The following is a 17,309-nucleotide window of genomic DNA, read 5'->3' as shown; positions in this document are numbered from 1 at the left end:
TCATCACAACCACCTGAGTCATCACAACCAAACTCAGCCAATCAACCGAAGCAGATGGTGTCTCAACAAGCAGTCGATATTGCGGAAAAATTTGACCCATTTGATGCGATTGCCACCATTACTTTTGGTAAAGAGGTATTAGAAGAGATCACCGCATTCTCCGATCAAGTGTTAGAGAAAGTTCGAGTTTCTGAAACCGGAGAAGCGGGCGATGTATTGCAAGCGATGGTCGAAGTAATGGATCAATCAGAATTTGTCAGCTTAGGTCAACGCAGCTTTTTGGAAAAATTACCCTTGATTGGCGAGTTGTTCGATTCATTCAAAAAGTTTTCGCAACGTTTTGATTCGATAAAAGAACATCTTGATAAGTTGGTCGTACGCTTGGAAGGTCAAGAGGCTAAACTTGGACACGATATTCAGCAGCTCGATACTCTGTATCAGCATAACTTGACCTTGCTGTCGCAGTTAGATATTTACATTGAAGCCGGTCAATACCAGTTGGCAGAACTGAACAATACGGTGCTACCGCAATTATTGGAAAAATCCCAGTTAAGCGGCGATGCGTTGGATGCTCAGCAATATCGAGATGCGTCTCAAGCGGTGGCCCGCTTGGAAAAACGAGTGCATAACTTGGTGTTGACGCGTTTAGCGGCGATTCAGACCGCTCCTCAGATTAGGTTATCGCAAGAGGGCAATAAAATGTTAATGGAGGATATCCAAGATATCGTGCATAACACGTTGCCATTGTGGAAGCGCCAGTTTCTGATCGCGATTTCCAACTACGAAAAGGAAAAGGCGTTAAAAGTGACCACCGCGGTGAAGGACTACACCAATTTGCAATATCAGAAGAATGCCCAACAGTTAAAAGATCTGGAAGAGCAAATTGCGCAAAATTACCAACGTGGCATCCTTGATATGGATTCGTTACAAGCGGTGAATCGGTTAACGATTGAAACATTGACCAATACACTGTCTCGAGTCAAAGAAGGGAGAGCTCAACGTGAGCTTGCTGAGCAGCAGATACAACAAGCTGAGCAAGAACTTAAAGATGCGTTATCACAGACGCTCTCTTAGCGAGACGCTCGTACCCTCTGTGACAGCCATGTCGCACTTATCTTCGACGAACTAGGCCGTGAAAATTTGCGGCCTTCAATATGTTGTTCGCCAATCAGGAGCAGTGTTCGACATTAATAGTTATCAACGAGTGGGCTAACTGGGGGCGTACTTGAATAATAAGCGCCAATCTTCGGGCGCTTTAAATGCGATCAAATGGAACGGATGGCTAAATTTAGTTGGCTGGATGAATGCTCTGAGTTGAGTCTGGGGTCTGAGCTTTGGTATTTTTGGCCATTGGCAATATCTAGAGGTTCGCAGAACTCTATAAGTATTAGATATGTGAGAAAATGGCAGACATCAAAATCTAAGATTGGAGAGTTTTATATTGAAGGTTCGTCTATAAAAGGATTTTTTCTAGAGCCTGCAGGTCCTGATACAACAATTAGAGATTTAGATAAACGAATACCTATCGGTGAATACTCCTTATGTTGGCATTATGGTGGACATTATAAAGGTGTCTTAAAGTTATATAATGAAATAGCTCCCAAGGATAGAAATATTTTGATTCATAACGGAAATTTTCCTGAGGATAGCGAATGGTGTCTTTTATGTGGTGTTAAACGAGGAAAGGATTACGTTGGGCCTAGCGTTGTAAAATTGGAAGAAATAAAAAGTCATTTTAATAAAGTTGGATTAAAAATGCTAAGATTATTATTACAGAAAATTATCAAAATGATTAAAAAAAACTTTTTAATATTAATTTTATTATTGGTGCCTTTGCATTCATATGCAAATCAAAATTATTTCTCGCTTAGAGATGATGTGTCTTGTTTGAAAGGGAATTTCGAAGGAGCTCAAAATAAAGTAAAAGAATCGGAATTGATGTTTTTCGATTGTTTTCCTAAAGACTTTAGAAAATACGCAATGCTATTTGGTTTGGAGGGCGGGGGAGTTGATAATAACTATGGAAAGCTCTATAACGAATCTTATGATTATGTGATGTTGTACTTTGAAATATCAAAAAATATAAAAAATATTCATCTATATTCAGTATTGCTATAAATGGTCACTGGGAGGCTGATGCGGTTAATATTTATCAACATGAATTGAAAGAGTTAATATCTGACAATCCTAAAGTATCATACGATGAACTAAGTGGATTTGATGATAAAAATTTATTTAGTTTCTGGTTCTTTTATTTTGATGGGCCCGTTCATCCCAAAGTATTACCTAGAGAAATATTAAGTATTAATGATTCGTCGAAAAGAATGGCAACGTCGGCTCAATATCTAGTCGACTATTTTAATAAAGAAAATTAATGATAATGTTAATATTCACAATAGAAGGTTAAATGATGAAAATAAAAAGTAGAAAAATCATATTGTTGTTTTTATTTATGTCTGATGTTGCAATGTCTTATCCGATGAAGGATCTTTATAATACACTGGATGTTACATCATTTAATAGTTCTTTAATGCCTGGAATTGAGCCAAAGGATAGATATGAATATAAAACGTTTAAAGATATCAACCAACCAGCTACTACCATAACTGAAGATGAGATAATAATTGATAGTGAGGATTGGAGATACTCTTTAAAAGTAATTAAGGCGAAAGGCTCTGATCTTTATGTTTGCTTTTCGGACAAAGCAAAAGTTGGTTCCTATGATGCTCAATCACCTTTAGTGATCCGTAAATATAATGATATCTATATGGCTACCGCACGCGAAACAGCGGTTTGTGAAGAGTATGCTCGGTAATAGTTAAGCGTTATGTCATAAAAAAATAAAGCCACTTTATCTTACGTTGCACTTGTCACAATTAAAAAGGCCGCAAACATTAGCGGCCTTTTTCGATCTGCTTTCGGCTGTTTGCCTCGTTTGCCTATTTCTTGACTTGTCTGTGCTTGGTTCGTTATCTGCCATTGTTCAATTTGTGATGTTTAATCACCATTCTTATTGACTTTATGCTTATTTATCAATCGCTTTGTATACGTCTGCGTGGCGTTTTTTCAACAAGCTGTTTGTCATTTTTCGTCAAAGTGAATTTTTGCTCCCAATGATAAAGCGTTGCTCTGGGCATAGCGGCGCATTCCACTTATTTATGGCTTGGTTCGATTTTATATAGAATGGTTATACAAAATGATGTTCGTATAACTATCTGGTTATTAAGACAAAGTTGGTAAGGGAATAGGCAAAATTATGACCAAACAAAAATGTTTTCAAGGCAAAGCTGTGGCGCTTGCGGTTGCGTTATTGAGTGGCAGCGCATTGGCGAGCGTGCCAGCGCTAACAGTGAGTGGCAACCAAATTCTTAGTGGCGGTGAGGCAACCAGTTTTGCTGGCAATAGTTTTTTCTGGAGTAACACCGGTTGGGGCCAAGAGAAAATGTACAACGCCAGTGTCGTGAAATGGCTTAAAGACGACTGGGGTTCTTCAATTGTTCGCGTGGCAATTGGCGCAGATGAGAGCGGTTCGTATATCGACGATCCGGAGGCGAATTTAGAGCGTGCGTATAAAGTCATTGATGCTGCGATCGACAACGATATGTATGTGATTATTGACTTTCACACCCATCACGGTGAAGACAAACAAGCGGCAGCGATTACGTTCTTTCAGACCATGGCAAACCGTTATGGCGATAACAATAACGTGATTTATGAGATTTACAACGAGCCGCTGGCGGTCAGTTGGTCTGATGTAATCAAACCTTATGCGCAAAATGTGATTGATGCGATTCGAGCCATCGACAGCGACAACCTTATCGTGGTTGGTACGCCGAACTGGTCACAAGATGTCGATGTGGCTTCGCAAGACCCGATTGAAGGTTCCAATATCGCTTATTCATTACATTTTTATGCGGGCACTCATGGTCAATATTTGCGTAATAAAGCCAGCACAGCGCTAAACAATGGTGTCGCGCTGATGGTGACCGAGTGGGGGGCGGTGAACGCAGATGGCGATGGCGATGTTGCCAGCGATAGCGTTGATGCTTGGATGGATTTTCTGAAAACCAACAACATCAGTAATGCCAACTGGGCGGTGAGCGATAAAGACGAAGGCGCTTCCATCATTAACTCCGGTGCCAGCGCAGAAGGCAATTGGTCAGCCAGCGATCTTACCGACTCTGGGACTTATGTGAAAAGCATCATTTCAAACTGGGGCACTTCAGTGGACGCCAGCAGTGACGAAAGCAGTGATACGTCGAGTGATTCGTCTGATCAAGCGAGCGACTCTGATACTTCGACCAGTGATGATAGCGCCGCGAGCTCAAGTTCAGTCACGTGCGAACATGTGATCACGTCAACCTGGCAAGGTGGATTTCAAGGCGCGATTCGCATCACCAATAATGGCGATAGCACAGTTAACGGTTGGAACGTGAATTGGTCCTACAGTGATGGCACCACCATTAGTCAAAGCTGGGGAGCGACGTTAAGCGGTGCGTACAGCGCAACGAATTTAAGCTGGAACGCAACCATAGCACCGCAGCAAACCGTCGAAGTCGGCTTTATCGGAAGCGGTGATGGCAGTGCGTCGGCGGTCACCGGAGATGTGTGTAACTAAAGAAAGAGCCGCAAATGCGGCTCTTTGCTTATATCACTGTTTATTCATATCACAGTAGTCTTTTATCACGTTGAAATGAATGATTGTCTACCAAGTGTAATTTAGCGAGGCGTTAATGGAGCGGCCCGGGTTGTAATAATCTGAGGTGCCAGAGCCGACCACATATTGCTTGTCGGTCAGGTTATGGACGTTCACACTCAGCTGGGCTGCTTTGGAAATGCGATACGCAAACGCAGCATCAAGCAAGGTTACCGCTTCGCTCTTTTCACTGTTTGCGGCGTCAAAATAGTAGCTGCCGAGGTAGCGGGCGCCTACGCCTAAGTCGATGGTTTTGATTGGCAAAGTATAGTAACCCCATAATGATGCGCTGTGATTCGGCGTCGCGACAAATTCATTGCCGTTAAGGCTTGCACCACCGCTCGTACTGCCGTTAACCACTTCTGATTTCATGTACGAGTAACCGCCGGTTAAGTTGAAACTTTCTGTCAGTTCCGCCTTGGCCTCTAGGTCGATACCACGCACGCGCGTTTCACCCATGGTTTCTTTCTCGATGATTCCGCTGTCTTGCACCACCGCCATTGTGACGTCTTTTTTGTTGAGATCGTACACCGCCGCTGAGAATAGCGCGTTAATCGCCGTCGGTGCAAATTTCACCCCAAGTTCTAATTGCTCACCACGCTCTGGTTTCACGCCAATAGAAGGCGGCGCCACTGATTCAACTTGACTAATGTAGGTCGACCACTCATCGCTCACTTTATAGGTCAGCGCAGCACGCAGCGACGTCTCAGAAAAATCATCACTGGTGTAGGTATCGTCGATATCGCGGTTCGATAAATCGAGAAAATCGTGTCGTACCCCAAGAGTTAAGATATAACGGTCATACAGCGATAGGTTTTGCTGCAAGAAGATGGATTTGGTGGTGTAGTCTTGGTCGTCATCGGCATAAGGCGTTCCAATGGTCGGCGCGCCGCTATAGCTTGGGTTATCAATGTTGATGCTGGTGGTGGTGCCGTACACCGAAGTTTCTTGGCTAGAAGCATCACGATATTCAAGGCCCACCAGAGTATTACTATCGACGTGCTCAAAACTGGTGTTGTATTGCAACATGGTGTTGCCAATTAACTCGTGCGAGCGGGTGTCGGTGCCAAAATAGTAGCGTGAGATATCACTGCCGGTGCGACCTTCGTAATCATAAAGATACACGTAACCGAAATCGTCAGTCAGGTGGCTGTAACGCAGATTACCACTGAGCTTAAGGCCGTTTTCGAAGTAATGCTCGATTTGTGCGCTGATGTTAGTGCGCTCGACATCGTGTTTGTTGTAGTCCGGTTCACCATAAAATTCGCTGCGATCGTACTCTTTATCCATTGGGTAACCGCCACTGTTGGGCGTAGCGTCACGGCCTAGATAATCGATAAGCAGAGTGGCGGTGGTATCGAGGGATGGTTGCCAACTGATGCCGGCCATCACCAATTGCGAATTATCTTTGGAGTAATCGTATTCCAAATCGCTGTCTTTGATTTTGGCGGTAAAGCGATAGGCTAGGGTAGCATCTTGATTCAGCGTGTTACCAAAGTCGACGCCGAGCTCTTTATGATCAAACGAGCCATAGCTGACATAGCTATTGGCAAAACTTTCAAACTTAGGCTTTTTGCTGACGAAGTTCACCGAACCGCCTGGGTCGGCTGGACCAAATAGCGTCGAGTTGGCTCCGCGAATCACTTCAACGCGTTCATAAGCGTAAGGATCTTCACGCACGCCGCGCATCGATCCGAGTGTCATGCCATCGCGATAGGTAGTGGCTTGATAGCCACGAATTTGGAAATAGTCGTTGCGATCGTCAGAGCCGTAGTAATCGGTGATAAGTCCGGAGGCATATTGCAAGACTTCTTCCGTGGTTGCGGCGTTGCGCTGGGCGATCTCTTTCTCGGTGGTGGCCGAAACGAGCGCTGGCGTATCGACAACACTGGTGGCGACTTTACCACCGACCCACAACTCTTTGGCGACGGTGGTGTTGGCATCATCGGAGAGGGCTTGGCCGTAGACGGTCACGGTGTTAACGCGATGAGCACTTTCATCATTATTGGTTTGTTGCTCGGCAAAGCTAAGCCCAGAATAAGCCAGCATTGGCACGCAGCACAGTAATGCGCGCTTGGTGTCATTTTTCGAATTGGCGATACGCCAACCACTAACAATCTTTTCCATTTTCAGAATCCTACACTGCAAAGAGCTATGAATATTTTTATAAATTAAATAAAATCAAGGTATTAAATTAATGTCTTACACATTTATTAGGTGAGTTTGCATCGTTAGTACAGGTGCTTTGCGCCGTGGCAAAAATGGCGAGTAAAGCGAATCCACGCCGACAAACCCAGACAAGACTTCGATGTTGCGTTACTATCGAGCGTCGTTTTATCAGGGCGAAATCCGGCCATGACAAAATCGTGAAGCCATTCACTGACAAAATAGATGCTGGTGCAAAATATCGAAACGATAATGCTTCGTATTTGTAATTAAAGAAATTGACATATAGTTATCAACCGATGCCGTTTAAGAAGTGATCGAATGGAATTACGCCACCTTAAGTACTTTTTAGCCGTTGCTGAAACCGAAAATATTCGTTTAGCTGCGCAAAAAGTACACATTACTCAACCTGCCATTTCACGAAAAATCAAAGAATTAGAGAGTGAGCTTGGTGTGCAGCTATTTGACCGCTTGCCTAAAGGTTTGTGTTTGAACCGCGCAGGCAAGGTGTACCAGAAGCAGCTTGGTGCGATCTTTCGCCAAATTGAAGATGCAAACGCCAAAGTGCGCCAATTTGCTAACACCGAATACGGAACGTTGGCATTGGGTGTCCCTGATTTTGTGTTGTGGGAAGGTGAGGTGACCACGTCACTCAATCGTTATCGCGATGACAATTTAGCCGTGGAACTGGAAGTGTTTTCTGACTCTCCAATGGTACTGCTTAAACGCTTGGAGCTTGAGCAAATTGATGCGGCGTTTTTGTATTATTTTCCGTCGCTGTCTGATGAATACGCGATTAAACCGATCAGCGAAGATAAATTAGTGCTCGCTTACCCGATGGATTGGCAAGATAAAATTTCTGCAGATATGAGTATCGAGGCGCTAAATCAGCTGCCGGCGGTACGTTTAACCCATAGCGCAGACCCTTATTATCACAATTGGCAGCAAAGCTTGTTTGACAAGGTTGGTTGGAGCCCAAGCATGACCCAATGGGCGCATGGCGAAGGAACGATTTTGGGCTTAGTCGCCGCTGGGGGCGGTGTGGCGATTGTGAATGAACGCCATTTTGCGCGTCAATCACCGCGCATTGGCTATATGGCGCTCGATAACTTGCCACAGTCGATTGCTCTGAATTTGGTGTATAAAAAAAGCTCTGATAACCCGGCGTTGGCCAAGTTTCTGCAACTCGTGTTATTCGAGCAAGGATAAGCCATATTTACGGTAAATGTTGGTGATCGTGCCGTCTTGACGCATCTCAGTAAGGGCTTGATTGAACGCTGGCGCTTGAGGATGGTTAAGCGGCATGCCGTAATAATTACCGATAGGATTCGGATACACATAGTCGGCGAGTTGGTAGTGTTTAAATTCGATTGCCTGCAATTCAGCGATGAGCGCTGGCAGATCCAACACAATCACTGCATCGATACGCCCAGCTCTGAGCATACGAGCGAGGTTAAAATCGTCCGCCACGGCGGTTTTATGCAGCTCAGTGTCGTTGTCAAAGCGCACGAAATAAGCGGTGCCGCGTTTCATACCAATCTGCAGGGTACGTAAGTCTTGATAGTCGGCGATTTTGGGGCCGTTTAGTTGAGTCACAAAGTGAATGTCATAACGCTCTATCCCGATAGGGCCCAGATATTCAATAAATTCGGTGCGCTCTATGGTATGAACGACTCGTGGCACGATGTCGGTTTTGTGGTTTTTGAGATTGTCCAAGCTGCGAATAAATGGCACCACACGCCATTCAATGGTATGCCCTAATTTAGCTGCCGCCTGTTCAATGACGTCTTTAAGTGGCCCGCTCAATTGGTAGTTATCTAGGTCAACCACCATTTCCGGCGGTCGATGGCGAAAGTCGCCAATCAAGGTGTCGCTAAAGCTTGAAGTAGAAAACAGCACAGCGCAAAGCGCAGTAAATATCTGAGAACGTATATGCTTCACTGGACTCTCCGGTTTATCTACCTCGATAGTTTATAAGTATAAGCACGGGTTTTAGAGGCGGATGGATTCTTCTTCGCTAGCGACAAAAAAGTTGTGATTATTTTTCGTTATCATTTCGCCTCTTAGCGGTGATAGCACAGTGCTTCTGCGCATTACGTCTTTACTGATAAATTAATTAACTAAACTTTAGTCATGAACTTTTGCTAATCGGTGGTCACAAAGTCTCACACTGGCCGCTAAGCGGAGAGTGACGATGAAACATGCAATGATAGCGCGCCTTGTGCGTCGCAGCTTATTTTTAGCGTTGTTAAGCGTGTTGGCGCTTGGCAACGCGCAAATCCACTTAAGCCTGATTGGCGTGGCGCATGCTGCGCAAAATTCTGCCACGGGCATGGGTTTAACCAAGCTACATCCTCTGATTCAACAGGCGATAACTGCACAGAGAAAACACGCGCCGGGGCTAATGAAAATAGATGGTGTACTCGGTAGCGGTGTTGGTATTGACGCATCAGGCCAAGTGATTATTCGCGTTTTTGTCCGTGACACTGCGCTGTCAGGAATCCCAAACCAGCTTGATGGCATCAAAGTAGAGCGCCAAGTGACCGGGTTAATTATGGCGCAGTTTGATACGACGGCGCGGGTTCGCCCAGCACCAATTGGAATATCGTCGGGGCATCCTAATATTACTGCCGGTACGATTGGCGCTCGGGTGATTGACGCTGGTGGGAATGTGTATGCACTGAGCAATAACCATGTTTACGCCGACAGCAATGCAGCTAGCCTTGGCGACAACATTCTTCAGCCCGGTAGCTACGATGGCGGTGTTGAATCCAGTGATGTGATTGGCCAGCTTTCCGATTTTGAGGCGATTAACTTCAATGGCAATAATGCGATGGATGCTGCGATTGCGCAAAGCTCGGCGCTTGAACTTAGTAATGCCACACCATCAGATGGTTACGGCATTCCTAGTGGTGTGACCGCCGCCGCCGCACTGGGTCAACAGGTGCAAAAATATGGCCGCACGACATCGCACACCCTCGGTACAGTGCAAACTATTAATACCACGGTGGAAGTGTGTTATAGCGTGCGTTGTAACGCGCTGTTCTGTACTTGTCGTAAAAGTGCGCTGTTTAGTAACCAATTCTCGATTGCCGATAACGATAACAACGATGCGACGACTTTCAGTGCTGGCGGCGATTCAGGTTCGCTGATCGTCACTCAAACCGGAAATCATCCCGTGGGCTTACTGTTTGCTGGCGGTGGTGGTGTAACTTTTGCCAGCCCAATCGACCCAGTATTAAGTCGTTTTGACGTGGTGATTGATGATGGTAGTGGCTTGATTAACAACCCGCCGCTGGCTGACTTCTCCTACAGTGTTGAAGGGCTAGCCGTTAGCTTTAGCGATACCAGCAGTGATTCCGATGGCAACGTGGTGTCTTGGCTGTGGGACTTCGGTGATGGTGCCACACTCAGCGGTGATGCCAGCACGGTGGATATTCAAACGCCGATTCACGACTATTCAGTCGCAGGCGCTTATCAGGTTAGGTTAACGGTCACCGATGATAGCGGAGCGACGGACGTTAGTGAGCAAACCGTTAATGTCGGAGACAGCTGCCTTGCGCTGAGCGCTGAGGGCTACAAAGTGAAAGGGCGGCAAAAAGTGCAATTGAGTTGGAGCTGCGCGGCGGCGCAAGTCGCGATTAGCCGTGATCAACAGTCTATCGGCAGTTTTGATAGTGACAGCAACGGCAGCGGCGCCCATCTCGATGAGGTGAATGGCGTGGGCGGCGCGAGTTATCTCTACCAACTGTGTAATCTCAATACGGAGGTTTGCGCGCCAAGTGTGATAGTCAATTTATAACCCCTTGATAAGATTCTGGTGCACCAAACGCCGCAGCTTGTTGTACGGCGTTTTTATTTGCTCAATCGTATTGATCTTTTTCTATTCATTGAAACTGCAAAGTTCGAGGCAGTTAGAAATTAGCTGAGGTAACCCTTTTGTCGGCGAATGATAAATAGGAAGCTTGTTCAAACAAAAATATACCGATAAGGCAAACTGATTGCAGTGGTCGATTTGCTTCATTTACTATTTTTAGATTATTAGACATTGAGCTTTTTCATGGTTGAAAAAATAACATCCCAACCAACCAGTATCATGCAACGCAGTATTCAACTTGGATGGCAATGGATACTGTTTTTAATTATTTATTACGCCAATCATTATCATGCAGAAAGCCTCGATGTTCATACATCGATGATCAGCACTTGGGATCAGCAAATTCGCCCGATAGGTTGGATGATATTGCCGTATATGAGTTCGGGACTGCTTTTTGGTTTGGCGTTCTTACGCTCTCAATCTAGGGCTTCATTACAACGCCTATTGCAGCAGACAACACTGGCAACCCATAGTTCTGGCTTGATATTTTTCTTTTTTCCGCTTAGCTATGGCGCGGTGGATCATGCCAATTTTGGTGTCTGGTCACCCTGGTATGATGTTTTGCATACCGTGGATAACCAATATAATCAGATGCCTTCGCTGCATGTAATGTACGCAATCATTTTGTTTACAGCACAATTACCCCAGACAACTTGTTCTAAACCATTACCACTTAAATTATGGCGACCTAAAACCTGGTTCGTGACGTTAATGTTAGGGGTTTGGAGTGGGCTGTTAATTGTGTCGACGCTGTTCACACAGCAACATCATATTATCGATATTATCAGCGCATTGATATTTTCAGCGGCGATTATTTGGCTAACTCGCCGTTACACATTTAATTCGATTGCATTTTTCTATGTGGCAAATATGTTGATGTGTTTATTATTGGCCGGGATTTTTCCTTCGCTGTCCGTGTTATTTGTGTATTGTTCGCTTGGCTGTTTATTATTGTCGATAGCGTATTTAAGCAGGCGGCCTCGTCTACTTGGTAAAGCGCAAGATGGGGGGCTGAAGCATGTTCGCCGAATGGTTATTTGGCCTTATCTTATTGGTTACCATTTGTTATGGCGCGGGAAAGTGTGGCGCCGTTCAGCGGCTTTTATTTCAGTCGGGGTGCATTTGTACCTAGGGCGCCATCTCTCGGCTAAAGAGCGCGCTGCACTACCTCAAAATACGCGCTGCTTGGATTTAGGCGCTGAATTGGCCGCTCAGCCAAGCTTGTGGCTAGAGTATCAATCTTTACCCTTGCTTGATTTAGCGCCGATTGATGCGCGGCAGATGCTAAAAATTTGCCGACTACTTGAGCTGTGGCAACAACGCTATCCAACGGAAGACATTTATGTGCATTGCACAATGGGCATAAGCCGCAGCGTGGCTGCGATACTGTGTTATGCCCGATATCAAGGCCGCGACGACGAAGAGTTGGCACAGCGTATTGAGGCTAAAGCATGGCCGACTCATGTTCCTGAGCACTACCTAGCTGAGCCCACATTGCTCGCGATGCAAGGCGGCCGTTGTGATGGTTGATCAAGTCTTTATCAATGGCTGTTTACTGGTGTTATCCGCGGTCATGGGCGGCCTGCTGGTAAGCCCGATAAATAAGCAGGGTAATTTTTATCTAAGGGTTCGCTCTTGGTGGTGGATGCTCGGCGTGCTGGCGTTAGTCACATTTGCCGGACAGCGCTACTTTCAGCTATTGATATGGCTGCTTGGTGCCTATGGCGCTTTGGAAATATTAAGCCAGCACCATCCATTATCGAAGTGGAATGCGGCAATTGGGGTGGTGTTATTGCCCGCATCTGCAGCATTGTGGTCAGTGAGTCCGCTGGTGTCATTGCTGGTTCTATCTTCGCTCTTATTCACTTTGGCGGTCACAACATCGCTGCGCCACGGCAATAAAAAATTATCAATGACGTTATTGCTGTGTTTATTTGCTTCGATAGTCGCAATGTCGCAGTTATTGGCTTTTGATGCGCAAGGAGATGGCATCAGTTGGGTGCTTTATCTGTTTTTCGTCACTCAGATTAATGATGTCAGTCAGTATTTTTGGGGCAAATCGTGCGGAAAATCTAAGCTGCTGCAAAACGTGAGCCCCAACAAAACGCGTGAAGGCGCACTGGGTGGGGTGTTAACCAGCAGTTTGCTGGGCGTTTTTGTCGGTGGTTATCTGCTTGATCTTGAACCGATGGTTGCGTTGAGCGTCAGTATGTTGCTGGCGATCACCGGGATTTGCGGCGATCTGCTGGTCTCGCTATACAAGCGGCGAGTTGGGGTGAAAGACATGGGAGCGCTGATCCCCGGACACGGCGGTTTGCTTGATCGCATCGATAGCTTGCTTATCAGTGCGCCTGTGTTGTGGATGTTTAGTTACCAGTTGATGGAGCCAGCGCTATTTGCGTTTTGAAACAATCTGTTCGGTGATACCTACAGGCAACAAATTGAGTAAGTAGCTTATATATTTCATTGGCTTAGGGAATATATGTAGCGCTCGCTGCGTTTCGATTGCCTGAGTGATTTCCGCCACCGCGGTTGCCTGTGACACTAAAAACGGTTTATGGGTGGCATCGCCGCCGTTTAATTCTCTTAACCTTGGCGTGTCAATATACCCAGGAGCAATCACTGTCACGTTGATCCCAAAGGGCTGCAAGGTGGCGCGGTAATCCAGTGCGGAGTGAATCATTTGCGCTTTGAGCATCGCATATAGCGAAGGGCGTTTAGAGCGTATGGTGCCAGCAACCGATGCAATGGCGACTAAGTGTCCACGACCAGCAACGAGCATTTTCTGGCTTACAATGCGAAAGCAATCGTCAAAGCCGAATTTGTTGACCGCCAACATCTGCTTGGTTTCCGCTAGGGTTAACCGCTGTTTACGCTGATTAAAATAGTAGCCGGCGTTATAAATGCAGAGTTCGGGGACCTCTTCTAAGGATGAGAAAAATTCCGCCAAAGCCATTTGGTCACCGACATCCACGCTCGCGCAGGTCACATGTGGGTAATCGATGTGTATCGAGGTGGGAATTTGACTGACATCTCGGCCCAAAATGGTGACCTGGCAGCCAATCGCTAAATAGTGTTGGGCAAGCGCTAGGCCCAATCCTCGTGTACCACCAATAATCAATACTCGCTTTGTTTTGAGCGTATTTGGATTGTCCATTAGCGCTCCATCAATTGGCGAAATTGAGCGGATGTATTGAGCCGATTGGCATTGCGCATTCTCGTTCGAATATTCTTAGGCGAGCGATAACACGCCAAACCGCGCTGATAGCCATATTGCCACTGCGCGAGCATCATTTTTTGAAATGCATCGTAGCTTGGCGGCGCTTCAACCATCAAACGGTTCGCCCGCCATGCAAGTTTTTTCCTGATCTGATCATCTTTGAGCACACGGTGACTATCACTGGTATCACACCAGTTATCGACAGCGCTATCATGCCACTCTCGCAGGCGCCGATTAGGATCAAAACCAAGATATTTCTTGAACACCGGCACGGCAGTGAAGGGTGAAAACGGCTGCTTTAATTCCAGCGTAATTTGCTTGGCGCAATGGCGCGCGTATTGGTGTGGAATCAAATTGAGCATTCCGCCAATATACGATGTGTGGTGGTGGGTAAATGGCGCAAGATAGCCAATATCACCAATCGAGATTCGAATTGCCGTTGCCAGCGGAATTGATGTCTCTAACTGTAGCGTTTCGCTGATTCGTGGTGATGGCGGCTGATAGGGAAAGCTGCCAAGCGCCATGGCTAATTTGGGGCTGCATAATATTGCTTCAGCAAAGGATGGCGCATGAGTTTGCGCCTTGCCGGTTTGACTTGAAGCTAACACCTTTGCTGCGATGATGGCAATGTGTGGCTCACCGGCGTAATCGCCTCGAAACGGAAATAGCGGCGTGTCGTTTTCATCTTCAACATTAAACAGCGCGAACTGGGCAAGGTTAGCCGCCGAGCGAGGGATGGAGGTTGAGCAAAAACGCCCTATGGCGGCTGTTAATGTTCGCCATAATCGCACCTGACTTTGCACCTGAATTCTTCGATACATGCGATACATTTCTTGACTGACAAGCACCTGTTTACGGCTTTCATCGTCTTGAAAACATGCAACAATGCCCGCGGCAATCGCGCCGCCACAAGCGGCAAAAATCGCATCGGGCTGACGCCCGCATTCACTGGCGGCGGCGTGCATGCCAAGATAATAACCAAAGCGAAATCCACCGCCGGAAAATACCATGGCATGGCGAAACGGCTTAGTGGTGCTCGCCGCGTTATCCATTAGGGTTTGACCGCCACAGATACTGAAAAGATGCCAGCGTCTTCAACTTGGGTTTGGATTTTTTTCAATCCACTTAGGCTGACCAATTGATCCATTTCCGCTTGAGAGCGGCAGCGCATGACCCAGGGTTCACCCTGATGATTGGTTAAGGTTCGCGCGATGAATTCTTGTTGTGGATGCCAAGCTTGGTTGGTGTAGATCAAGATACCGCCGGGCTTTAGCTGTTTCGCTACGCCATCTAATGCGACTTGAATGGTTGGATTGTCGCCAAACAATTCAAATAACCCCGAGATGATCGCCACGTCAAACTTGTTTTCAACCGCATAACTTTGAGGAGCAAAAGCGTCAGCTTGGACGACATCGAGATGTTGGAGTTGTAACGCTTCTCCACTTTGACGAATCAGTTTGACGTTATTAGCGTCATAGTCGCGAAGTTCGGCTTGAACATTCGGATAACGGGTCAAAGGCGGTAGTAGATAGCGGCCGTTGCCAGCGGCGATATCCAATATATTGCCGTTGTCTTTGATGCGTTCCAATTGCTGTTCTAACAACTGATCAATCAAGTCCTTTCGGCGTCGAATGCCCGCCCAGCCAGGGCTGTTCAAATAAATGCTATCGATAATGCGTCCCAGAGCATTGCGACCGCGAGGCTGATTTTCGTACACATAATCCAGGCTGCGCCCCGAATCAAAACCGCACTGATGAGCAAGTTTAATCCCATCACTGTGTTGGCCTAATGTCGCCATTGCCCATTTTGTCAGCGGGAAAACGGGATTGAGCGATGGCAATCGCAGCGCGTCATAAGTGTCGCGACTATAGCCGCGTTGGTGGGCTTGCTGATAATCGGTATTTTGAGGCTTGGCGCTAAACACACGATCGATAAAATCGAGGCAGTCTCGAAACACGATTTGTCGTGAGTCTTCGTGAAACAGTGCGTGATAACAGTCGGGATAGTAGCGCCATTCTTTCCAGTTTGAGGTCAGGCGCTGAAAGAATTTACGTTGGGATGATCGCTTGACTACCCAATCCTTACCCGCGCATAGCACCAACATCGGAGTATCGATAGCGCCAGCGTTGGCAATCAGTCTTTGGCCAGTGTACAGAGTATCGAGCAGTAAGTCGGTTGAAATACCGCCGGAAATCAATGGGTCATGGTTATATAGCTTTTGTTGCATGCGATCATGGGTGAGCACTTTTGATTTGACGTAACTGCTGACCCTTGGCATCCAACCAAAACGGCGCGCCAATTTGAGAAGCGGGGTCGCAAAGGGAACATACAGCTGAATTTCAAAAGCGGCTGTTGCCAGTATGACTCCGCGAATTTTGGGCGCATGATCGTGCAACCAACTGGCTGCGATAACCGCGCCCATGCTACTAGCAACCACAAACATATTGTGGATCGCAACACCGGATTGCTGGCTGACTAAGTTGACAAATTGATCGAGATCTCGAGCGAAGACATTAAAGCTGCTGGCTGCGTCGCGCTCACCGCCGGACAACCCATTACCGCGCGCATCCCAAGCGTAGACATGATAACCCTGACGACAAAAAAACTCGGCGAGTTCTTGCATCCGTCCAGAGTGCTCATGTCCGCGGTGCAACAATATAATGACTCGATTTAATGGTTGAGTTGCATGCCAGTAGCGAAACACGATCTGAGTGTCGTCTTCAGCAATAAAAGTATCTTGTTGCAATGATAGGTTCCTATAAAGTGGTGTTTATGCGTCGGTAGATGGTCACAAACAAGAGAGCGATCAGCAGCCATTGAATCATGCTGACCAACCAATATTGCGGCTGGCCAATGGCAACCCAAATGGCCAATAAAGAGAAAACCAAAGCACGGTCGCTTTTGCCCATTGGGCCATGATTAGCACGTTGCCCTGTGATATGAAGTGCGAGGAGCGCAACAAATTCACTTAGCCAAGAAAATAACACGATGCTAATCAGTAAATAGGGATTAAACGCTGAGCAGGCAAGAAACGAAATATATACCGCGCCATCGGATAATAAGTCGCACAGCTCATTTAAAATAAACCCTAAATTAGAGGCTTGATTGTGTTCTCTCGCTAACATGCCATCTATTGCATTCATCGCCATACGAATCAGCAATATCGCCGGCCAGGCTAACCAGTATAAACTAGGGCCGAATGACCAGAGCAGATAAGCGCTTGTTATGGTAAGGAAAGCCGCAACACAAGTAATTTGATTGGCGGTCATTCCCCAATGATAAAAACGTTTTACTATCGGTCTGAGTAAGGATTGAAAACGCGACTTTAATAAATATACGCTCATGAAATA

General features: G+C 46.3%; 14 protein-coding genes. 8 read left to right on the top strand and 6 right to left on the bottom strand.

Features of this window, described 5'->3' with window-relative positions; translation table 11 throughout:
* The first annotated feature begins 54 nt into the window (after positions 1-54).
* The 4 genes from BLS03_RS05130 to BLS03_RS05115 all read left to right on the top strand — a co-directional run bounded on the left by BLS03_RS05130 (position 55) and on the right by BLS03_RS05115 (position 4,618).
* Complete coding sequence (locus tag BLS03_RS05130; RefSeq protein WP_342720193.1) at positions 55-1,074, top strand: toxic anion resistance protein; 1,020 nt, start codon at positions 55-57, stop codon at positions 1,072-1,074.
* A 204-nt stretch (positions 1,075-1,278) separates the two neighbouring features.
* On the top strand, positions 1,279-2,118 hold the full coding sequence (locus tag BLS03_RS05125; protein ID WP_093270347.1) for a DUF5675 family protein: 840 nt from the start codon (positions 1,279-1,281) through the stop codon (positions 2,116-2,118).
* A 289-nt stretch (positions 2,119-2,407) separates the two neighbouring features.
* Complete coding sequence (locus BLS03_RS05120) at positions 2,408-2,815, top strand: hypothetical protein (RefSeq protein ID WP_245696590.1); 408 nt, start codon at positions 2,408-2,410, stop codon at positions 2,813-2,815.
* Between the two features lie 441 nt (positions 2,816-3,256).
* Positions 3,257-4,618, top strand: a complete 1,362-nt coding sequence (locus BLS03_RS05115) for a cellulase family glycosylhydrolase (protein ID WP_093270344.1) — start codon at positions 3,257-3,259, stop codon at positions 4,616-4,618.
* An 87-nt stretch (positions 4,619-4,705) separates the two neighbouring features.
* On the opposite strand, the gene BLS03_RS05110 is transcribed toward BLS03_RS05115, so the two are convergent.
* Positions 4,706-6,823: a TonB-dependent siderophore receptor gene (locus BLS03_RS05110; RefSeq protein ID WP_093270342.1), complete on the bottom strand. Its 2,118-nt coding sequence runs from the start codon at positions 6,821-6,823 to the stop codon at positions 4,706-4,708.
* Positions 6,824-7,183: 360 nt separating this feature from the next.
* Between BLS03_RS05110 and BLS03_RS05105 the strand changes: the two genes are divergently transcribed.
* On the top strand, positions 7,184-8,071 hold the full coding sequence (locus BLS03_RS05105) for a LysR family transcriptional regulator (protein ID WP_093269554.1): 888 nt from the start codon (positions 7,184-7,186) through the stop codon (positions 8,069-8,071).
* Here the strand turns inward: BLS03_RS05105 and BLS03_RS05100 are convergent.
* Positions 8,054-8,803 (bottom strand): substrate-binding periplasmic protein, encoded by a 750-nt coding sequence (locus tag BLS03_RS05100; RefSeq protein WP_245696550.1) that lies wholly within the window; start codon positions 8,801-8,803, stop codon positions 8,054-8,056. The two genes, BLS03_RS05105 and BLS03_RS05100, sit on opposite strands and share 18 nt — an antisense overlap.
* A gap of 253 nt (positions 8,804-9,056) precedes the next feature.
* On the opposite strand from BLS03_RS05100, the gene BLS03_RS05095 reads away from it, so the two are divergent.
* From BLS03_RS05095 to BLS03_RS05085, 3 genes are all read left to right on the top strand, one after another.
* Positions 9,057-10,664 (top strand): PKD domain-containing protein, encoded by a 1,608-nt coding sequence (locus BLS03_RS05095; protein ID WP_093269552.1) that lies wholly within the window; start codon positions 9,057-9,059, stop codon positions 10,662-10,664.
* Between the two features lie 258 nt (positions 10,665-10,922).
* Entirely contained in the window at positions 10,923-12,269 is a 1,347-nt protein-coding gene (locus BLS03_RS05090; protein WP_093269549.1) for a hypothetical protein, read from the top strand.
* Entirely contained in the window at positions 12,262-13,146 is an 885-nt protein-coding gene (locus BLS03_RS05085) for a phosphatidate cytidylyltransferase (RefSeq protein WP_093269547.1), read from the top strand. The genes BLS03_RS05090 and BLS03_RS05085 overlap by 8 nt, the downstream gene beginning before the upstream one ends.
* Here BLS03_RS05085 and BLS03_RS05080 read toward each other — a convergent pair.
* From BLS03_RS05080 to BLS03_RS05065, 4 genes are read right to left on the bottom strand one after another with little or no spacing between them, the layout of a single operon-like run.
* On the bottom strand, positions 13,132-13,896 hold the full coding sequence (locus BLS03_RS05080; RefSeq protein ID WP_093269544.1) for an SDR family NAD(P)-dependent oxidoreductase: 765 nt from the start codon (positions 13,894-13,896) through the stop codon (positions 13,132-13,134). The two genes, BLS03_RS05085 and BLS03_RS05080, sit on opposite strands and share 15 nt — an antisense overlap.
* Positions 13,896-15,011 (bottom strand): patatin-like phospholipase family protein, encoded by a 1,116-nt coding sequence (locus BLS03_RS05075; RefSeq protein WP_093269541.1) that lies wholly within the window; start codon positions 15,009-15,011, stop codon positions 13,896-13,898. Before BLS03_RS05075 ends, BLS03_RS05080 begins: the two co-directional genes overlap by 1 nt.
* Positions 15,011-16,705 (bottom strand): bifunctional alpha/beta hydrolase/class I SAM-dependent methyltransferase, encoded by a 1,695-nt coding sequence (locus BLS03_RS05070; RefSeq protein WP_093269539.1) that lies wholly within the window; start codon positions 16,703-16,705, stop codon positions 15,011-15,013. The genes BLS03_RS05075 and BLS03_RS05070 overlap by 1 nt, the downstream gene beginning before the upstream one ends.
* A 10-nt stretch (positions 16,706-16,715) precedes the next feature.
* Positions 16,716-17,303 carry a CDP-alcohol phosphatidyltransferase family protein gene (locus BLS03_RS05065; RefSeq protein ID WP_093269536.1) on the bottom strand — a complete coding sequence of 196 codons (588 nt, stop codon included), beginning with the start codon at positions 17,301-17,303 and terminating at the stop codon, positions 16,716-16,718.
* Positions 17,304-17,309: the final 6 nt, after the last annotated feature.

Source organism: Vibrio xiamenensis (assembly GCF_900100015.1).
Classification (GTDB): Bacteria; Pseudomonadota; Gammaproteobacteria; order Enterobacterales; family Vibrionaceae; genus Vibrio; species Vibrio xiamenensis.
The sequence above is the reverse complement of the archived record's forward strand: the minus strand, read 5'-3'. Positions and strand labels throughout refer to the sequence as shown.